The 16,404-nt window shown below is 32.9% G+C and carries 25 protein-coding genes, 4 pseudogenes and 2 riboswitches; of the genes and pseudogenes, 21 read left to right on the forward strand and 8 right to left on the reverse strand.

Translation table 11 applies throughout. The features are described 5' to 3' along the window. Positions 1-12 precede the first annotated feature (12 nt). From AZF37_RS13180 to AZF37_RS12690, 5 genes and pseudogenes are all read left to right on the forward strand, one after another. Positions 13-204, forward strand: a complete 192-nt coding sequence (locus tag AZF37_RS13180) for a hemolysin III family protein (protein ID WP_425425459.1) — start codon at positions 13-15, stop codon at positions 202-204. 414 nt (positions 205-618) lie between these two features. Further along, a riboswitch (molybdenum cofactor riboswitch) is annotated at positions 619-739 on the forward strand. 16 nt (positions 740-755) lie between these two features. Continuing rightward, positions 756-2,585: pseudogene (locus tag AZF37_RS03595) on the forward strand (aldehyde ferredoxin oxidoreductase family protein). Positions 2,586-2,594: 9 nt separating this feature from the next. Further along, a complete protein-coding gene (locus AZF37_RS03600) occupies positions 2,595-2,825 on the forward strand; it encodes a MoaD/ThiS family protein (RefSeq protein WP_425425444.1) in 231 nt (76 codons plus the stop codon). Between the two features lie 75 nt (positions 2,826-2,900). After that, positions 2,901-3,266: a HesA/MoeB/ThiF family protein gene (locus AZF37_RS12685; protein WP_342668688.1), complete on the forward strand. Its 366-nt coding sequence runs from the start codon at positions 2,901-2,903 to the stop codon at positions 3,264-3,266. Continuing rightward, positions 3,248-3,463 (forward strand): hypothetical protein, encoded by a 216-nt coding sequence (locus AZF37_RS12690; protein ID WP_342668690.1) that lies wholly within the window; start codon positions 3,248-3,250, stop codon positions 3,461-3,463. Before AZF37_RS12685 ends, AZF37_RS12690 begins: the two co-directional genes overlap by 19 nt. 108 nt (positions 3,464-3,571) lie before the next feature. Here the strand turns inward: AZF37_RS12690 and AZF37_RS03610 are convergent, their stop codons facing one another. Then, positions 3,572-3,856 (reverse strand): DUF4190 domain-containing protein, encoded by a 285-nt coding sequence (locus tag AZF37_RS03610; RefSeq protein ID WP_088369606.1) that lies wholly within the window; start codon positions 3,854-3,856, stop codon positions 3,572-3,574. Positions 3,857-3,992: 136 nt separating this feature from the next. On the opposite strand from AZF37_RS03610, the gene AZF37_RS12250 reads away from it, so the two are divergent. The 5 genes and pseudogenes from AZF37_RS12250 (at position 3,993) to AZF37_RS03625 (ending at position 6,427) form a co-directional block, all read left to right on the forward strand. Next, positions 3,993-4,115, forward strand: a complete 123-nt coding sequence (locus AZF37_RS12250) for an NADPH-dependent FMN reductase family protein (RefSeq protein ID WP_281178908.1) — start codon at positions 3,993-3,995, stop codon at positions 4,113-4,115. Further along, positions 4,093-4,413, forward strand: a complete 321-nt coding sequence (locus AZF37_RS03615; RefSeq protein ID WP_162473866.1) for a flavodoxin family protein — start codon at positions 4,093-4,095, stop codon at positions 4,411-4,413. The genes AZF37_RS12250 and AZF37_RS03615 overlap by 23 nt, the downstream gene beginning before the upstream one ends. Positions 4,414-4,499: 86 nt before the next feature. Continuing rightward, a riboswitch (SAM riboswitch) is annotated at positions 4,500-4,601 on the forward strand. A 105-nt stretch (positions 4,602-4,706) separates the two neighbouring features. Next, positions 4,707-4,835 carry a hypothetical protein gene (locus tag AZF37_RS12255; protein WP_281178909.1) on the forward strand — a complete coding sequence of 43 codons (129 nt, stop codon included), beginning with the start codon at positions 4,707-4,709 and terminating at the stop codon, positions 4,833-4,835. 5 nt (positions 4,836-4,840) lie between these two features. Continuing rightward, positions 4,841-5,963: pseudogene (locus tag AZF37_RS03620) on the forward strand (O-acetylhomoserine aminocarboxypropyltransferase/cysteine synthase family protein). 11 nt (positions 5,964-5,974) lie between these two features. Then, positions 5,975-6,427, forward strand: a complete 453-nt coding sequence (locus AZF37_RS03625) for a GNAT family N-acetyltransferase (RefSeq protein ID WP_088369608.1) — start codon at positions 5,975-5,977, stop codon at positions 6,425-6,427. Positions 6,428-6,621: 194 nt separating this feature from the next. On the opposite strand, the gene AZF37_RS03630 is transcribed toward AZF37_RS03625, so the two are convergent. The 4 genes from AZF37_RS03630 to AZF37_RS03645 all read right to left on the reverse strand — a co-directional run bounded on the left by AZF37_RS03630 (position 6,622) and on the right by AZF37_RS03645 (position 8,497). Then, complete coding sequence (locus AZF37_RS03630; protein ID WP_342668705.1) at positions 6,622-6,903, reverse strand: DDE-type integrase/transposase/recombinase; 282 nt, start codon at positions 6,901-6,903, stop codon at positions 6,622-6,624. Positions 6,904-7,099: 196 nt separating this feature from the next. Next, positions 7,100-7,372, reverse strand: a complete 273-nt coding sequence (locus AZF37_RS03635; RefSeq protein ID WP_088369610.1) for a fluoride efflux transporter FluC — start codon at positions 7,370-7,372, stop codon at positions 7,100-7,102. Between the two features lie 409 nt (positions 7,373-7,781). After that, positions 7,782-7,964 (reverse strand): hypothetical protein, encoded by a 183-nt coding sequence (locus AZF37_RS10345; RefSeq protein ID WP_162473867.1) that lies wholly within the window; start codon positions 7,962-7,964, stop codon positions 7,782-7,784. Positions 7,965-8,215: 251 nt separating this feature from the next. Next, complete coding sequence (locus tag AZF37_RS03645; RefSeq protein WP_088369612.1) at positions 8,216-8,497, reverse strand: transposase; 282 nt, start codon at positions 8,495-8,497, stop codon at positions 8,216-8,218. A 71-nt stretch (positions 8,498-8,568) separates the two neighbouring features. Between AZF37_RS03645 and AZF37_RS11510 the strand changes: the two are divergent. From AZF37_RS11510 to AZF37_RS03710, 11 genes and pseudogenes are all read left to right on the forward strand, one after another. Next, positions 8,569-9,186: pseudogene (locus tag AZF37_RS11510) on the forward strand (SDR family NAD(P)-dependent oxidoreductase). 313 nt (positions 9,187-9,499) lie between these two features. Then, the gene (locus tag AZF37_RS03660) at positions 9,500-9,934 is read left to right on the forward strand and encodes a carbonic anhydrase family protein (protein WP_088369615.1); all 435 of its coding nucleotides are present in this window, start codon (positions 9,500-9,502) and stop codon (positions 9,932-9,934) included. Between the two features lie 16 nt (positions 9,935-9,950). Next, complete coding sequence (locus AZF37_RS03665; RefSeq protein WP_088369616.1) at positions 9,951-10,169, forward strand: carbonic anhydrase family protein; 219 nt, start codon at positions 9,951-9,953, stop codon at positions 10,167-10,169. Between the two features lie 73 nt (positions 10,170-10,242). Further along, a complete protein-coding gene (locus AZF37_RS03670; protein ID WP_088369617.1) occupies positions 10,243-10,689 on the forward strand; it encodes a potassium channel family protein in 447 nt (148 codons plus the stop codon). Next, complete coding sequence (locus AZF37_RS03675; RefSeq protein ID WP_088369618.1) at positions 10,689-11,357, forward strand: potassium channel family protein; 669 nt, start codon at positions 10,689-10,691, stop codon at positions 11,355-11,357. The genes AZF37_RS03670 and AZF37_RS03675 overlap by 1 nt, the downstream gene beginning before the upstream one ends. 178 nt (positions 11,358-11,535) lie before the next feature. Further along, positions 11,536-11,730, forward strand: a complete 195-nt coding sequence (locus AZF37_RS03685; RefSeq protein WP_088369620.1) for a hypothetical protein — start codon at positions 11,536-11,538, stop codon at positions 11,728-11,730. Positions 11,731-11,785: 55 nt separating this feature from the next. Further along, positions 11,786-12,607, forward strand: a pseudogene (locus AZF37_RS03690) (TrkH family potassium uptake protein); the annotation flags it as partial. 17 nt (positions 12,608-12,624) lie between these two features. Continuing rightward, a complete protein-coding gene (locus tag AZF37_RS12695) occupies positions 12,625-12,813 on the forward strand; it encodes a potassium transporter TrkG (RefSeq protein WP_088369622.1) in 189 nt (62 codons plus the stop codon). 232 nt (positions 12,814-13,045) lie between these two features. Then, complete coding sequence (locus AZF37_RS03700; protein ID WP_088369623.1) at positions 13,046-13,495, forward strand: hypothetical protein; 450 nt, start codon at positions 13,046-13,048, stop codon at positions 13,493-13,495. 19 nt (positions 13,496-13,514) lie between these two features. Further along, entirely contained in the window at positions 13,515-13,730 is a 216-nt protein-coding gene (locus AZF37_RS03705; RefSeq protein ID WP_088369624.1) for a hypothetical protein, read from the forward strand. Positions 13,731-13,735: 5 nt separating this feature from the next. Further along, on the forward strand, positions 13,736-14,101 hold the full coding sequence (locus AZF37_RS03710) for a M15 family metallopeptidase (protein WP_281178944.1): 366 nt from the start codon (positions 13,736-13,738) through the stop codon (positions 14,099-14,101). Between the two features lie 352 nt (positions 14,102-14,453). Here the strand turns inward: AZF37_RS03710 and AZF37_RS13185 are convergent, their stop codons facing one another. From AZF37_RS13185 to AZF37_RS03725, 3 genes are read right to left on the reverse strand one after another with little or no spacing between them, the layout of a single operon-like run. Continuing rightward, positions 14,454-14,957, reverse strand: coding sequence for a Gx transporter family protein (locus tag AZF37_RS13185; RefSeq protein WP_088369626.1), 504 nt, complete (start codon positions 14,955-14,957; stop codon positions 14,454-14,456). 2 nt (positions 14,958-14,959) lie between these two features. Beyond that, a complete protein-coding gene (locus AZF37_RS03720; RefSeq protein ID WP_162473869.1) occupies positions 14,960-15,328 on the reverse strand; it encodes a NusG domain II-containing protein in 369 nt (122 codons plus the stop codon). Further along, positions 15,315-16,388, reverse strand: coding sequence for an FAD:protein FMN transferase (locus AZF37_RS03725; RefSeq protein WP_162473870.1), 1,074 nt, complete (start codon positions 16,386-16,388; stop codon positions 15,315-15,317). The genes AZF37_RS03720 and AZF37_RS03725 overlap by 14 nt, the downstream gene beginning before the upstream one ends. Between the last annotated feature and the right edge of the window lie 16 nt (positions 16,389-16,404).

Below are 16,404 nucleotides of genomic sequence, written 5' to 3' on the forward strand. Positions count from 1 at the left end.
ATTATTTTTACAATTCAGCCTTTAATTGCTAACATTCCTTTAGGTGGTATTATTCTATTGGCTACAGGTGGGTTATTCTACACTTTAGGCTTGGTGTTTTATTTGATTAAAAGCAAAAAATATTTTTATAGTATTTGGCATATTTTTGTTTTGCTAGGAAGTGTTTGTCATATATTGGCTGTAATATTGTATGTACTCTTATAAGGATAGGAAAAGGTAAATAAAAAAGGAACTGTGTACAGTTCCTTTTTTGAGGTCATATGAAAAGTTTATCGGTAGTAGGTTATTTTTGTTTATAATGTTATTATAGAAGTTCAATATGAGGCATAAGTGTAGTTTGAGTTAAGATTAGGAAAAGATTGGGTAATAAAAATGGAGACTGGTAAAAGTCTCCATTTTTTCGTTTGGAATAAACAAATATTCCAAAACAGGAATGAACATAGAAGAACAATATAGTAACTTCTAATATATGTATTATAAATTACCAGTGTGTTTTCGGTGTGAACTTATTGCTTTTATTTGAGAATAAATTGAAAATACAAACGATTTCATAATAGGATATTTTTATAAATAGGTGAAAAACTAAGTCGGTGATATAATAGAGCTATGTATTAATATACCATATTTATTTTCCGAGTATACTTTTCTAAGTTTTATAAAATATGAATTGTATACCATTGGGTATAAAAGGAAACTTTTATACCTCCCGCATTTGGAAAGGAAGGGCATATTTCAAATAAAGGGAGGTAATTTTTATGTATGGTTATATGGGTAATGTATTAAGAGTTAATTTGACAAAAGGAACAACAGAAGTTGAAGCACTTAATATGGAGGATGCAAAAAAACTATATTGGGTCTAGAGGTTTAGGTGTTAAAACCTATATGGATGAAGTGAATCCTAAGATAGACGCATTAAGTGAAGAGAATAAGGTGATGATTGCAACAGGACCTTTAACAGGAACTTTTGCGCCAACAGGTGGTCGCTATATGGTTATTACAAAATCACCATTGACTGAAAGAATTGGAATTGCTAACCCTGGTGGTTATTTTGGTACACAGTTAAAAAAGCTGGAATTGATATGGTTATTATTGAAGGGAAGGCTTCAAAGCTAACATATCTTTTGATAGAGGAAAATCGTATTGAGTTAAAAGGTGCTAGCCATTTCTGGAGTAAGGTTCTGTCTGAAACTACTAAAATATTAGAAGAGGAAACTTCTTCTAAACATAAAATTTTAGCTATTGGACCTGCTGGAGAAAACTTATCACCACAATGGCAGCTGTAATGAATGATATTGATAGAGCTGCCGGTAGAGGTGGACTATGTGTTGTTCTCGGCTTTAAAAACTTAAAAGCCATTGTAGCAAGAGGCAATAAAGAAGTGCCTCTTCCGGATAAAAATGCCTATTTAAAAACAGTAAAAGAGAAAGTTGAAAAACTTAAGAATGATCCAGTTGGTGGACAAGGTCTTCCGCTATATGGGACAGCAGTACTTGTAAATATTATTAATGAGCATGGCATTCATCCAAATAAAAATTTTCAAGATGGTTATTTAGACCCTGACACTATTGATAAAGTAAGTGGCGAAACACTAACTAAAGATTATTTAACTAGAAAAACGAATTGTGCATCATGTCCCATTGGATGTGGCAGAGAGGTTAAGTTAGATGATGGACGTATTGTAGGGGGACCTTAGTATGAAACAATCTGGTCTTTTGGTGCAGATTGTTATAATTTTGATTTGAATAATATTAATGAAGCTAATGAACTCTGTAATGAATATGGTTTAGATACAATTTCTGCTGGAGCAACAATAGCAGCAGCTATGGAAATGTATGAGAAGGGCTATATTAAAGATAACGATATTAAAGCAGATGGACTTTCTTTAAAGCGGGGAGATGCTCTGATGCTATTTTGCAGTGGCTACATAAAACTGGTAGAAATGAAGGTTTTGGTGCCAAGCTTGCTGAGGGCTCCTATAGTTTATGTGAATCTTTTGGGCATCCAGAATTATCTATGTCTGTAAAAAACAAGAGATTGCAGCCTATGATCCAAGGGGCTCAAAAGGAATTGTACTTAACTATGCAACTAGCAATAGAGGTGGTTGTCACATTAAAGGCTATATGATTAATGCAGAAATTTTAGGCTATCCAGTAAAAGTAGATCGCTTTACAGAAGATGAGGAAAAATTGCAACTACCATTTTATTCCAAGATTTAACTTCTTTAGTTGATGCCATGGGTATTTGTATTTTCACTACATTTGGTTTAAAAGATGTTCAGGATTATGTGGATTTAATGAATGGTTGCTGTGGAACTAACCACACTATTGAGTCACTTTTAGAAGCAGGAGCACGAATTTGGCAACTTGAGCGACTTTATAATATAGAAAATAGGCTAACCCCGTCAAGAAGATACGCTGCCTAAGCGTTTAATTGAGGAGTCATTGAAAAAAGGTCCTTCAGCAAATGAAAAAATTGATATTAATAGTATGATTACTGAATACTATCAACAAAGAGGTTGGGATAACGAGGGTATAATGTTAATTGAAACAGCGGAGAAATTTGGAATTTCAGAGTATCTGAAATAGGAAGTGTAGTTGCATATTATAGAAGGAAGGATAGAAGTTCGATTGTTTGCATATCTTAGGGATGGCAGGGGACGACGGTTATACCTTGAAGAGAAAACAGTAAGGTCTATCCTAAAAACATTAAAAATAGAATCAGATGAAATATCTATTCTATTAATAAATGGCAGGGACGGGCTTTTAGATACTCCTTTAAAAGAAGGTGATGTTGTTTCTTTATTTCCACCAGTAGGAGGCGGATAATGATTAGTGAACGTTACTTAAAAAATATGAATGCTTTCTCTCTGAAGAAGAGCTTGTCTTATTAACCCGCAAAAAGTGGTAGTTGTGGGTTGTGGCGGTTTGGGTGGCTATGTTATCGAAATCCTAGGGCGCTTTGGTATTGGCTATTTGAAAATTATTGATGGTGATGTTTTTGCACCCTCTAATTTAAATAGGCAAGTATTTGCTTTTCAATCATCAATAGGCAGAAATAAGGCAGAATTTACAAAAGAAGCTATGAAAGATATTAATGAGGAAATTAAAGTTGTAGCAGTAGCACAAATGCTTGGAGAAGATAATGCTGAAATTCATTTAAAGAAAATGGATTTAGTTGTTGATTGTCTTGATAATATTAATACAAGCTTGTTGTTGCAAGACTTTTGCAAAAAAAGTTTAATATTCCTTTGGTCTATGGTGCTATAGGTGGGTTTTATGGTCAAGTAACTACTATTTTTTCAGGGGATGATACTTTAAATTTTCTTTATAAAAAAGATCAGATTGGAATTGAAAAGAAAATGGGAAATCCTTCTTTTATTCTAGCTTTAGTAGCTTCTATCGAATGTAGTGAATCTCTTAAATGTCTTTTGGATAAAGGAGAATTATTGAGAAAAAAGTACTGAGAATTGACAGCTTAAATAATGAATTTGAAGTTTTAGATTTTGGATTATAAAATAAAAAAGCTCTCTATACCTAGAGAACTTTTTGTTTTTTAGTAATAGTAGTAAGGGTTAAAATATATTGCTGAAGAAATTTGATCCGTCTGACATAACGGCAACTCCCCAGAACATTAAGAAAATAAGACTTAATATTAATGTAATACTTGATAGTATTGTGCCTGCAATTGCCATACCGCCTTCTTTTTTACGAATACCAATAATACCCAATACAAGGCCTGGGATTCCTAAAAAAGGAGCAATAAATGGCATGAAACACATGCAGAAAAAACTTGTTAATATGCCAATGATTCCGAGCACTAAACTAGCAATAGCCAATCCTTTATTTGATTGTTCCATCTTTTTCTCCTTTAGAGTTATTTGAAAACATTTAACTGTTTTCATTGGTTATAGAATCATTATATCATGAGCCATGGATTAAGTAAATTGTTGGAGTATGGTATAATATTAGAAAAGAAAACAAGGAGTGAGGATTTTGAAAACGGTTATTGTGATTGGTTCTCCTAATGGAAACGGACAGACAAAAATGTTAGCAGACTATGTTGCGGCTGAAATAGGAGGCGATATTTCTTTTATTGATGTTTATAAAAAATATTAAACCTTGTATTGATTGTAGAGCTTGCTATAAAAATCGAGGTTGTTCAATTAAAAATAATGATATGCATCTTTTATATGAAGCAGCTGAAAATGCCGATAATTTTATTTTAGCTTCTCCTATACATTTTGGTAATTTAACGGGAAAGATGCTAGCTGCTTTAGTCGATTCCAGACTTATTGGGCTTCCAAATATGTACGGAAAGATTATAAAGAAATTATGCAGAAGCCTAAAAAAAGGGCTTCTATTAATAACTTCAGGGACTAAAACAGATAAAAAGATGTTAAAGATAATGTTTTAGTGCTAGAAAAAGCTAAAAGATTAAGTTTGTTGTTGAAATAGTAGAAAAAGGCTTTACAAGATTTGATGCTTCTGTTAGAATTAAATCATTCATCAAGAGAAGTTGAGGGACTAGGCCCTATGACGCTTCAGCAACCTGCTAAAGGCAAGGTGCTAATTCCTATCAGAAATTATTCTGGGAGATGACGTGAAACTTTTATAGAGTGAACAAAATTCTTCCAAGTAGCTTGGAAGAATTTTTTTATACAAGGAGGTACTATTGATGAGTGACGAAAAAAATTACATTTAGAAACAGTGGCAGTTCGTGGAGGGTATACACCAGATGAAACACGTTCTATTACAATGCCAATTCATCAAACAACAGCTTATCAGTTTAATACAGCTGAACAAGGGGGGCGGCTTTATTTGATTTACAGGAGTTAGGTAATATTTACACAAGATTAACGAATCCCACATGGGATTTATTAGGTGAGAAAATCAACCTATTAGAGGGAGGCATCGGAACATTAATAACCAGTTCTGGTTCTTCAGCAATTACACTTTGCTATTTTAAATATTTGTGGCGCTGGGGATCATATTTTGGCCTCTCAAACTCTATATGGGGGGAACTTTTTCTCTTTTCCAAAACACCCTTAAAAAGTTTGGCATTACAGCTACTTTTGTAGATCAAGATTCACCTCTTGAAGAACTACAAAAATATATCCAGGAGAATACTAAGTTAGTTTTTGCTGAAACTATTGGGAATCCAAAAAATAATATTTTGGATTTTGATAAATTTAGTAAGTTGGCTCATGGGGCAGGATTACCGCTGGTTGTTGACAATACCTATCAACACCTTATTTGTTTAGACCGATTGAACATGGTGCAGATATAGTCATTAATTCTGCAACAAAATATTTAGGAGGACATGGTAATGCTTTAGGTGGTGCCATTGTAGATGCAGGTAATTTTGATTGGGCAAATTGTAATTTCCCTGAATTTACGATACCAGATCCAGCCTAACATGGTTTAATATATGCAGAAACATTAGGTAGTGCTGCTTATATTATGAAAGCTAGAGTTCAGCTAATAAGAGATATTGGTGCTACAATTAGTCCTTTTAATGCTTTCTTAATTCATACTGGTATTGAGACATTGCATTTAAGAATGGAACATCATTGTGCTAATGCTATAACTATTGCTAAATGGTTAGAATCTCACCTACAAGTTGAATGGGTATCCTGTCCATTATTGCCCAGTCATCCAGATTTCAAAAGAGCTAAAGAATATTTTGTAAAAGGGGCTTCAGATATGCTTTCATTTGGTATTAAAGGTGGTTATGAAGCTGGAAAGACATTTATTAACACAATTAAATTAGCTATACATTCTGCTAATTTAGGCGATATTAGAACAATTGTATCTCATCCTGCAAGTACAACACATTGCCAACTTTCTGAAGAGGAACAAATTAAAGCTTTTGTAACGCCTGATTTAATTAGAATTTCTGCAGGTATTGAGAATGTTGATGATTTAATTTCAGATTTTGAGCAAGCATTTCAGGCTGCTAAGTAAGGACGGTTATTATGATTTTAAGAGCACTTAAGGAACAAGATAGAAAAGATTTTATTGAAATGTGCCTTGATTTTTATTCTGGAGAAGCTGTTTTACACACTATTCCAGAAGAAAATATTATAAAGACTTTTGAAGCAATTATTCAGGGTAATCCTTATATTAAAGGTCATATTATTGAAGGCGCTGGAGAAATAGCTGGCTATGGTTTACATTGGCTTTATTGGAGTAATGAAGCTGGTGGGCTCATGTGCTTTATTGATGAAATTTATGTAAAAGCTGAGTACCGTGGACAACGTTTAGGTACAGAATACTTGGAATCCTTAAAAGAGATTTACAAGGATTTAGTTGTTGGATTTAGATTGGAAGTATCTGCTGAAAATGATAGAGCAACTAAGCTTTATGAAAGATTAGGTTTTGAAAGTTTAGATTATGACCAAATGATTAGAATTAAAGGATCTATTTAAATATTCTTAGAGTGTTATTATTAAAAGGGCAGAGGATTAATGAAGTAGTCAATAATTAAGAGGCATAAAAAGACTGAATTAAACCACCTGTTCAATTCTAAATCGGACAGGTGGTTTTCCATTAAGTTTCCGAACAGGCCTAATATAATTAAAATAGTGAATTGTTTTAGCGACTACAGAGCGTAAATCATCTTCTAACCAATAACGGGGCGGAATTGAAAACGCAAAACATCTTTAAACCTGCCAAAGAAACTTTCCGTAATGGCATTATCTTTTGGGTTATCGACTCTTGACATACTTTGAACAACATTATATTCTCTAAGCAAGGCTTGATAAGCTGATGAAGTGTATTGAATACCTTGGTCACGGTGTAAAAGGATAGGGTAATCAAGTACGCTTTGTTTTTCCAGAAACCTTTTTGCGGAGTCTAGAACAAATTTCATACCAAGAGAATCACTTAATTCCCATTCTATAATTTCATTGTTGAGAGGTTTTTTCTAGATTCTCCTGACAAGTATCGCTTTACTATTGATAGCTTTTCTTCTTTACTGTGAAAGGTATATTCTTTTCTCATTTTCTCACCGTCTTTTTTCATTATATAACAAAAGATAGGAGACACGTCTTTTTGTGTCTCCTATCTTTATACTATTTCAACAATTAGCTTCTGTCCTTTTAATTTCTGCTAAAAATTAGTTTTCCTAGAAAAATACCAAGTGCAACACCAAGAAAACAAAAAAATAGTGTTAGAGATAGATTAATCAATCCTTTAGCAATAGCACCATTAGTAAACAGGGAAATGGTTTCGTAACTAAAAGTTGAAAATGTTGTGAAACCACCTAAAAAGCCAGTTATTAAAAATGGCATAAAGGGATTGTTTTTGCCTGATGAAAGAAAGTAGGACATTAAAAAACCTATTAAAAAACAGCCTATTACATTGGCTAGCAATGTGCCTAATGGAAAAAGGCGTCACTCCACCATTTCAAGGTAGCTAAGGAGACTAAATAGCGGCTGATAGCACCTAATCCACCACCTAAACCAATTAAAAGAATAACTTGCATTGTGTATTCACCTTATTTCTTTTTTTATTGTTTATAATTATATCATATCATTAGCATTAAAGTTATAGCTGGTATTCAAGATAGATGGTATAATGATAAAAAGAACTGATGGAGGGCTAGCAAATGAAAAAATATTTTATTACTGCACCAATACATGAAGTACTTGTAAAAAAGCTCGTGTTTGGCTGGAAGAAAAGGGATATGAGATTGAGTATAGAAATTTTGAGAGAGAACCTCTAACCGAAGGAGAAATTAAAAGTCTTGCAGAAAAAGCTGGTGTTACATCAGTTGGTCTTTTAAATCCTAAAGAAAGAGGCATTTAAATTAATATAGGTAATGTCACTAGCCCAGACTTGATTGGGCTGAGGAACATTAAAATTTTGATTTAGGTAGTTAGGGCAATCAAAATTGGGAATAGACCTCGGATGAATAAACCGAAGTTTGATAGTAGGCATTTTAGGAAGATTCATGTCAGTCATCAGGCGGCTCGCTCTACCAATACTGATGTTGATGCCATAGTCATAGGAAAGAAGAGCCTTAATCTTAGATGGGCCAATACGTCTCTTAGTAAGATGACAAATCTCGAGAATAAGCTGACGGAGTTTTTAATTCTCAATAGTTCTAGGAGAAAGTTTTTCCGAAAAGTATTTGTAATAGGAGCTGCGGTTCACTTTAAGGACATGACAAAGAAAAGAGATAGCGTGCTGAAAACGAAGGGTATGAACAGCCATTAATCTTTGTCTGAGTGAGGCGTGAATATGGCAATTGCTTTTTTTAAAATGATATTTTCCTCCTCGAGTCGAGCATTACGCTTTTGAAGATCCTTAATCTGCTTAGCGGTTAGAATAGTATCATCATCAATTCTAACCTGAGAATAAAGTTTAATCCACTTGTGTAAAGCAGACATGGAGACACCATATTCTTTAGAAAGTTGGGATTGAGTTTTACCGTTTTGGTGTAAATTAACAATACTTTTTTTAAATTCTTCATCGTATTTCTTGTAATTATTCATAATTTTATCCTTTCTTATGTGTCTACTTATTTAAAACATGTTTCACTTTTTCCTGTCTACTTTTTTAGTATATGTCCAAGATTAATGCTAATGGAGGAGTAGCTACATATGTTAAACATGATGTAGCTTCAGAGATTGATTGGAAAAATGTTGTTAATATGGCTATAGCTGAATATGGACAGTTAGATATTGTAGTGAATAATGCTGGTGTATCTTTCGAAAAGCCACTTGAAGAAGTTACTTTAGAAGATTGGAATTGGGTTATGAATATAAATGTTGAGAGTGTTTTTTAAGTTATAAATTGTGTGTGCCTATTATGATAGAAAGAGGTGGCTCTTTTGTTAATATTTCTTCAATGGCAGGATTAGTAGGTAATTCAGGTTCAGGTGCTGGAACCTTACACTGCAAGTAAAGGCGCAGTTCGCATGTTAACTAAAGCGGCAGCTGTAGATTATGGGCCATTTAAAATTCGCTCGAACTCTATTCATCCTGGCGTTATTAAAACAGCTATGAGTGAAAACTTATTTTCAAATGAACAAATGCTTAACTGGTTTAGATCCTTGACACCAATGCCGTATTTGGGAGAACCTTCAGATGTGGTTAACGGCGTTCTGTATTTAGCTTCAGATGAATCTAAGTTTGTTAATGGGGCTGAGTTAGCCATCGATGGTGGCGTTGTAGCAAAATAGAAATAAAAGGTATTATCAGAGAATTGATAATACCTTTTATTATGATTTTTATTTCTAATAAGTGAAGAAATGATAGTGTCAGTATAGGGCTTAAATATAAATAGGAAATTGTTTTAATGTTGTTTTTCCATAAATAGAGAGAGCTCCTTTTCTGAAGTTGGATTTCATAAAACCTATAGTAAAACTATACCTTATCAATTTGTAAAATACTTCAAAATCTTGAATTTTAAAGGAATTTTAGCCCTTTCTTGTTTCTAATTATTCTGATAAAATAAAGGTTATAGTATAAATTTAAAATATCTAGGAGGCATAGATGAAAACTAGGTGGTCTTATAAAGATAAAGCAAATTGGAGTGCCATTGACAAGGCTTATAGTCTTTGTGATAGTGGCAAAAGTCAATTACCAATAAATATTGAAGTCAGTGGCTGTAATGTGCTACTAGAAGAGAATGTATTAGGAACCATTTATAATAATGAAAATTTTCTAGTTTATGACACTGGCAATGTTTTAGTTTTTAGACCTCTGGGCAATATAGATAAAGTAATTTATAGAGGGGATGTTTATTGGCTAACGGAAATAAGCTTTCACACGCCAAGTGAACACAGTATCAATAGGGAATATTATCCAATGGAAATGCAAATGGTTCATCAGAATATTGATGGTCACTACTTAATTATTGGAATTTTCTTTGAAATTGGTGATGAAAGTAATATTATTGGAGATGCTTTTGAATTAGGTGAGAAATAAATAAACTTCAATTTAGATGAGATGTTGCCTGAAGATAGAAGTTGTTTTTGTTTATACGGGCTCTTTAACAATGCCTCCCTGTACTGAAAATGCTGACTGGGTTTTGTTTGAAATTCCAAAATCAATTTCAGATGAACAACTTGATACTTATATTAATAAGTATCCTGATTCCCACCGCTTAATCCAGAATAGTAAAGGCCGTTATGTATTTAAAGGGGGAAGCATGATCAGCTAACGGACTGTATCTAATGTCAGGGAAATGATATAATATAAAACAGTGTATTTTATGAAAATGAGGAGATGAAGAAATGTTTTTTAAGAAACAGAAAGCCCTAGCAATTGTGGCTGGCTGTAGTCGTTTGGGAATCAGTGTGGCAGGAGAGTTATCTAGCCGAGGTAAATCTGTTATCATTATTGATATAAATGGAGATTCATTTACAAAATTGCCTCATAATTATAGCGGTTTTACATTAGAAGGAGATGCAACAGACATTTCTATTTTGAAAGAAGCAGGTATTGACGAAGCAGACATTGTTTTAGCTGCTACAGATAATGATAATGTGAATATTATGATATCTGAAATATCCAGTAAGATTTTTGATGTGGAAAAAGTAATTTCAAGGCTCTACGATACAGAGAAGGAATCTATTTATAAAGGCTTTGATATACAAATTATTTACCCTTCAAAGCTATCAATTCAAGAATTTAATAAACTATCTGTTCTACCTTGCAAGAAAGACAAGGAGGAAGAATAATGTATGTTTTAGTAATTGGTGGTAGAAAAAAAGCTGACTATCTTGTTGGCTCTCTCTTAAGAAAACATCATCATGTTACAGTTATTAATGATGATCGAGAATATTGTAAATATTTATCTAGGCGACATGAGGTACCTGTATTATGGGGGGATGCCAGTAAACTCTATGTTTATGAGGCTGCTGACATGGAGGCAATATCAATTGTAATTGCTCTGACACCAAATGATGCTGATAATTTAGTTATTTGCCAATTAATTAAAAAAAATTTTGATGTTACAAAGGCCGTGGCAATGGCTAATAATCCTCGTAACGTTGATGTTTTTAAGAAGTTAGGTGTTGATATTGTAGTTAACTCAACATATATTGTTGGTGATATGATTGAACAGCTTGCAACATTGGAAGAAATTATTAATTATCTTCCTCTTGAAGAAGGACGTGTTTCTTTAACTGAAATTGATATAAAGGCTGACTACCCTGTAGTGAATAAAAAATTAACGGATATAGATTTAGCAGATGAAGCTAATATTGGTTGTATTATGCGCGGTGTTGATGTGGTTATTCCTAATAACAATACTGTAATTATGGTAAATGACCGTCTTATTATTCTCGCAAAACCAACTGTTCAAAATAAGGTAATTACGACAATAACAGGAAAAATTAGGTCATGACAATAACTTTAAATGAGAAGGTAATCAATAGCTATAAATCAGTTTTTGGTTACGAGGGAACACTTCTGTTAGTGTTTGGTTCATCTTTACTGTTGCTTATTATATCTTGTATTTTCTACCCAGATGAAATTAATCAAATTGTATATTTTGTAGTTACAGGGGTTATATTTATGACCCTTTGCTTATTTCGTTAGATACATTTTTAAGAGGGGCTAGAGAAAGCCAATTAACTTTTAGGCAGGACTCCATATTAGTGGTTTTGACTTGGATTATTGCTCCTCTTATTTCAACAATACCTATGGCTTTATCTCTGGAATTACCATTTACATTAGCTTTTTTGAAATGGTTAGTGGCTGGACTTCAACAGGCTTAACAGTAATTGATGTGGCTACAACTCCTAAGATTTTTTACTTCATAGAACTTTAACAGGGTTTTTTGGTGGCGTAGGCATTGTCTTAGTAATGCTATCCGTTTTATCAACAGGAATGGGTATTAAACTATTTACTGCTGAAGGTAATATGGAACGTATTATGCCCAATGTAGGCAAGTCGGCTCGGATGATTATGACTATTTATGCTGGCTATGCTATTGTAGGCACTATTTTGTATGTGATTGCTGGAATACCTATGTTTGAGGCTATTAATCAATCAATGGCAGCTGTTTCTACAGGGGGATTTTCTACTTTGTCTGATGGTATAGCTCCTTATGAGAATAATATGGTTTATGTTGTAACAGTTGCGTTAATGTTTTTAGGGTCATTGGGTTTTGGAACTCATATTTTATTGTTACGTGGCCATTTTAAGAGATTCTTTAAACTATCAGAGGTACGTTTTTTTGTTTTATTAATTGGAATAGCTATTGTACTGTTGACTCTCTTTGGCTTAAATCAACATTATAATACTATTGGTGAAGGTCTGAGAATTAGCTTTTTCCAAGCAATCTCTGTAATTAGCAGTACTGGATTTAATATTATGCCAGTAGAAGAAATGCCTTCATTTTCTATTTTAGTCATTGTATTATTAATGCTAATTAGAGGCTGTATAGGAGCAACATCTGGTGGTGTCAAAGTTTACCGGGTTTTAATTATGGCAAAAAAAGGTTTGTGGAATATTAGTCGTTATTTAAAGCCAGAGAGAATGGTTAATGAAAACTATTTTTGGAGACCAGAAGGCAAAGTTTATATTAATCATAAATTAGTCTCTAAATCTGCTTCCTATATTTTTGCTTTTATGACATTTTATTTTATATAGTAGGTGTTTTAATTTTTATGGCCCATGGCTATACTTTTCAAGATAGCATATTTGAATTTGCATCAGCTATTGGAACTTCAGGGCTATCTTTAGGTATTACAGGACCAGATGCCCCAAGATTCATTCTTTGGACGGAGATTGCAGGTATGCTACTTGGAACGTTTAGAAATATATGTAATCTTTGTTGCAGGCTTAAAGATCATTAAAGATCTTAAAAATATCTTGACGCTTAAAAAACAATAATATTTTTAAGAAATCTGATTTTAGTGCTTGCGCTTAGAGAACTAAAATGCTATAATTTAAGAGAGTTAGCCCCCTATGTTTCTAGGAATATTCCGGTTGGTTTTAATCCTAGGAATTATATCATATTACATACCTAAAAAGATGACTTTTTGAGTCATCTTTTTAGATTCTGAAAAAAGGAGAGAATTGAGTAAAATGGCTAAATATACCCATAAAAAGAAAACACATCTTAAAGGAATTAATAGTAGTAAAAATAGTGTCTCCCAGAAATATGTCAAACCTGTTAAGAAGAGAAAATCAGGCAAAGGAAAATTAATTCTAGGTATTATTGGGTTAGTATTAATTGGTATTTTAATCTATTTAATGGTTAATGTATTTCAATTGCCAGCAAAATATCCTGTTGCTTATGCTATTAATGAAATGACTATTAGTGATAGTAAGGTAACTATGAAAGCCTCTACAGATACTTATGGAAATAAATTAATTCCTTTAGATTTTTTTATTGCTTTAGGTGGTGGACAGCTTAAGGAGATTAATGAAAAAGAAAAATCAATTGTATTTAATAACGGAACTGAAATGGTTATTGAAGAAGGTTCTAAGAGAGTAGCAATTAATGGTCAGAAGAAAAATACAATGGACCAGTAATGACAGCAGGGGAAAGGATTTGGGTTCCAGGCCAATTATTAGATTAGAAGTGATTTTTGGATCAAAGGCATCTTTTGTTGAAAATATAGCTATTTTTAATATTAAAGAAAACAAAGAAGAAGATAAGTTTTTAAAATTTACTGGTTCTGAAGGTTATCTATCTCTAGTTAATAATGATAATTCTTTGTCAAAAGATTTTGTACCTAGTGATTTAGTTGTGATGTCAATAGTTTAAATTCTATAGGCACTTATGGCGGTAATACAAAATTACGTAAAAAAGCAGCTAATGCATTAGTTAAAATGTATGAAGATAGTAATGTTAATATGATTCTCTCAAGTGGTTTTAGAGACTATCAGAATCAAGAAGAGCTTTTTAATCAAGAAGTAGCAGATAGCGTTGCTAATGGACTCAGTAAGGAAGAAGCAACTAAAGAAACTCGTACTCGAGTTGCTACACCAGGGATGAGTGAACATCAATTGGGATTGGCAGCAGATTTTGCTATTCCGGGAGAGCTGTTAACAGAGGACTTTAAAAATACAATTGCAGGAAAATGGTTGAACAAGAATAGCTATAAATATGGTTTTATTTTAAGATATCCAGAATAGAAAAAATATTACCAAGGTTATTTATGAGCCATGGCATTTTCGCTATATTGGTTTACCACATAGTGAAATTGTTACTAAGAAAAATATTACATACGATGAGTATATAGACAATTTAAGAAAAGATAGAACATTGACCTATGAGGAAGAAGATATAAAAACCAGTATGGTATCTGGTATTTTAAGGAAAATGAGAAACCTGATAATATCCAATATACAGGTAATAATGGTGTTGATGTTTCAATAGATAATAGCAAAGGCGTTATTGTTAAAATTCCATTAGGCCAAGTAAAATAAAGAAAAGTTGATTATAAATATAAAAATAGCAGTTAGATTTTGCTTCTGACTGCTATTTTTATTTCAAAAAATTATTTAAGGGTTTGGATAGTAATTTACAGAGATAACCTATTAAAAAACCTGCTCCTAAACTAATAAAAATTAAATAAGGACTATAGACCAGCACTAGGGAAAAGGAAAGTGTTAGTCCAATGGCAATGCTCTGTCCTATATTATGACCAATAGCGCTGAAAATGCTTTTACCATAAATGGAAAATTTAAGTTTCTGACTAATTATTAGGAAAAGGAGAGCTACTATCATGCCAGCCATGCTGATTAAGAAAATATAGGATAAAAAAGTCCCATTAATTAAAGCTCCTAGAAAAGTTTTTCCTATAGATACAATGGTGGCTTCCTTAATTGAGAACAGTATGAATGCTAGGAGGACGGCAATTTGACTAAAACCTATTTTAAAGCCTGGTAAAGGCACAAATGAGGGGAGGATTGACTCTAGGTAGCTCAATATAAGCCCTATTCCTATTAAAAGGCTTAGAAATACTATTTTCCTTGTTTTAGAAATCATTTTTATTTCACCAGCCCATCAATGGTATTTTCTTTATCATTTTCAATGGAGATGACTGTTTTATTAGGTAAGCACACTAATTTTTCATTAGTATGGCTAATTCTACCTTGTTTTTGACAGAGTTTATCAGGGCAACTAGAGGAGTGGACATAGACCTCGCCATTTGCAACTGTTAATTCAATTAAACCACTTGTACCATTAATTGGAATAATCTGATTTTGTGATAAATCATATGTTCCAATAATTTTATTATCTACTTGTACAACAATTTCATTAGCTGTTTTTTTTGTTAAATTAATTATAGTAAAAGAAAGAATTCCTACAAGCAGTAGAATCAGTAGTATGATGATTTCTCTTTTATGGCGTTTCATAAATATAGTGTCCTTTCTCATCTTCTAAAGCAAATGGAAAGCCAGTTGTTTTAGTAATTTTCAAGTCTTTAGAAATCCAAAGTGCTTCAACTTTAAAAAGCAAGTTCTCTAAAAAAGCAAGACCTTCTTTATAAGGCAATAGATAAAGAGTAGTAGAAAGTATGTCAGCTAACATACCATTTTGGGTAATCACAGTTACAGCAACATTTTCCTTAGCGGGAAAGCCAGTTCTACTGGAAAAAATATGTGGGCATTTAATACCGTTTATAGTATAGTAGCGCTGGTAATCACCTGATGTTGAAATAGTGTCTTCATGGGTTAATGTGGTAGTCCCTATAAGTTGATCTGGTTCTCGTGGATCCTGAACACCAATTCTATAGGAATCTTTACCTGGTGGTGTTCCCAGTACCTTAACATTGCCTCCCCCATTAATTATTGCACCAGTCAAATGCTGTTTTGCATTTAACAGTTGCCATGTTTTTTCAATTGCGTACCCTTTTGAAACTGCACCTAAATCCAATACCATACCTTCAGGAATTGATAGCCTATTGTCTGCTAATAAGATTTCACTACTGTCAGTATTTTTCAGGGACAGACTAATTTCATCTTCAGTTGGCAATGTATTTTCAATCTCTTTTTTTTTCCATAATTCAATTAATTTGCCTAACCCGATATTAAATTGGTTGTCTGTTTTTTGACTATAGGCAATAGCTGTTTCTAATTGTTCAGCAAGAAGGGGATCAATTGTAATGGTTTTACCGCTTTCACTGTTAATATAGCCAATATTACCTTCAATAATATCATAGCGATTAGATAGCTTATCTATTTTAGAGAATAGAGCAAAAGCTTCATTTTTATCAGTCCGCAGTGTTTTTTCATTAGCTCCGTAAAGTGTTAAGGTTACGGGAGTATCCATAAGAATTTGGGTTTCTTCTAACTTTTGAGATTGAGAAGTCCTGTTTGTTGTAAAAACAAACAGGACTGCAATTACTGCTATTAGAAGAAATAGTCCTATAGTTAAAACGGTTTTTTTATTAGATCTTTTCTTATTAGTTGTCAAACCAGTTCCTCCTAAA

Source organism: endosymbiont 'TC1' of Trimyema compressum (assembly GCF_001584725.1).
Classification (GTDB): domain Bacteria; phylum Bacillota; class TC1; order TC1; family TC1; genus TC1.

Coding starts and splice junctions, on each gene's coding strand:
- AZF37_RS03610 (WP_088369606.1), bottom strand. CDS start 3,856: ATGGAACAATCAAATAAAGGATTGGCTATTGCTAGTTTAGTGCTCGGA.
- AZF37_RS03625 (WP_088369608.1), top strand. CDS start 5,975: ATGATTTTAAGAGCACTTAAGGAACAAGATAGAAAAGATTTTATTGAA.
- AZF37_RS10345 (WP_162473867.1), bottom strand. CDS start 7,964: ATGACTGACATGAATCTTCCTAAAATGCCTACTATCAAACTTCGGTTT.
- AZF37_RS03645 (WP_088369612.1), bottom strand. CDS start 8,497: ATGAATAATTACAAGAAATACGATGAAGAATTTAAAAAAAGTATTGTT.
- AZF37_RS03660 (WP_088369615.1), top strand. CDS start 9,500: ATGAAAACTAGGTGGTCTTATAAAGATAAAGCAAATTGGAGTGCCATT.
- AZF37_RS03665 (WP_088369616.1), top strand. CDS start 9,951: ATGAGATGTTGCCTGAAGATAGAAGTTGTTTTTGTTTATACGGGCTCT.
- AZF37_RS03670 (WP_088369617.1), top strand. CDS start 10,243: ATGTTTTTTAAGAAACAGAAAGCCCTAGCAATTGTGGCTGGCTGTAGT.
- AZF37_RS03675 (WP_088369618.1), top strand. CDS start 10,689: ATGTATGTTTTAGTAATTGGTGGTAGAAAAAAAGCTGACTATCTTGTT.
- AZF37_RS12695 (WP_088369622.1), top strand. CDS start 12,625: ATGGCCCATGGCTATACTTTTCAAGATAGCATATTTGAATTTGCATCA.
- AZF37_RS03700 (WP_088369623.1), top strand. CDS start 13,046: ATGGCTAAATATACCCATAAAAAGAAAACACATCTTAAAGGAATTAAT.
- AZF37_RS13185 (WP_088369626.1), bottom strand. CDS start 14,957: ATGATTTCTAAAACAAGGAAAATAGTATTTCTAAGCCTTTTAATAGGA.
- AZF37_RS03720 (WP_162473869.1), bottom strand. CDS start 15,328: ATGAAACGCCATAAAAGAGAAATCATCATACTACTGATTCTACTGCTT.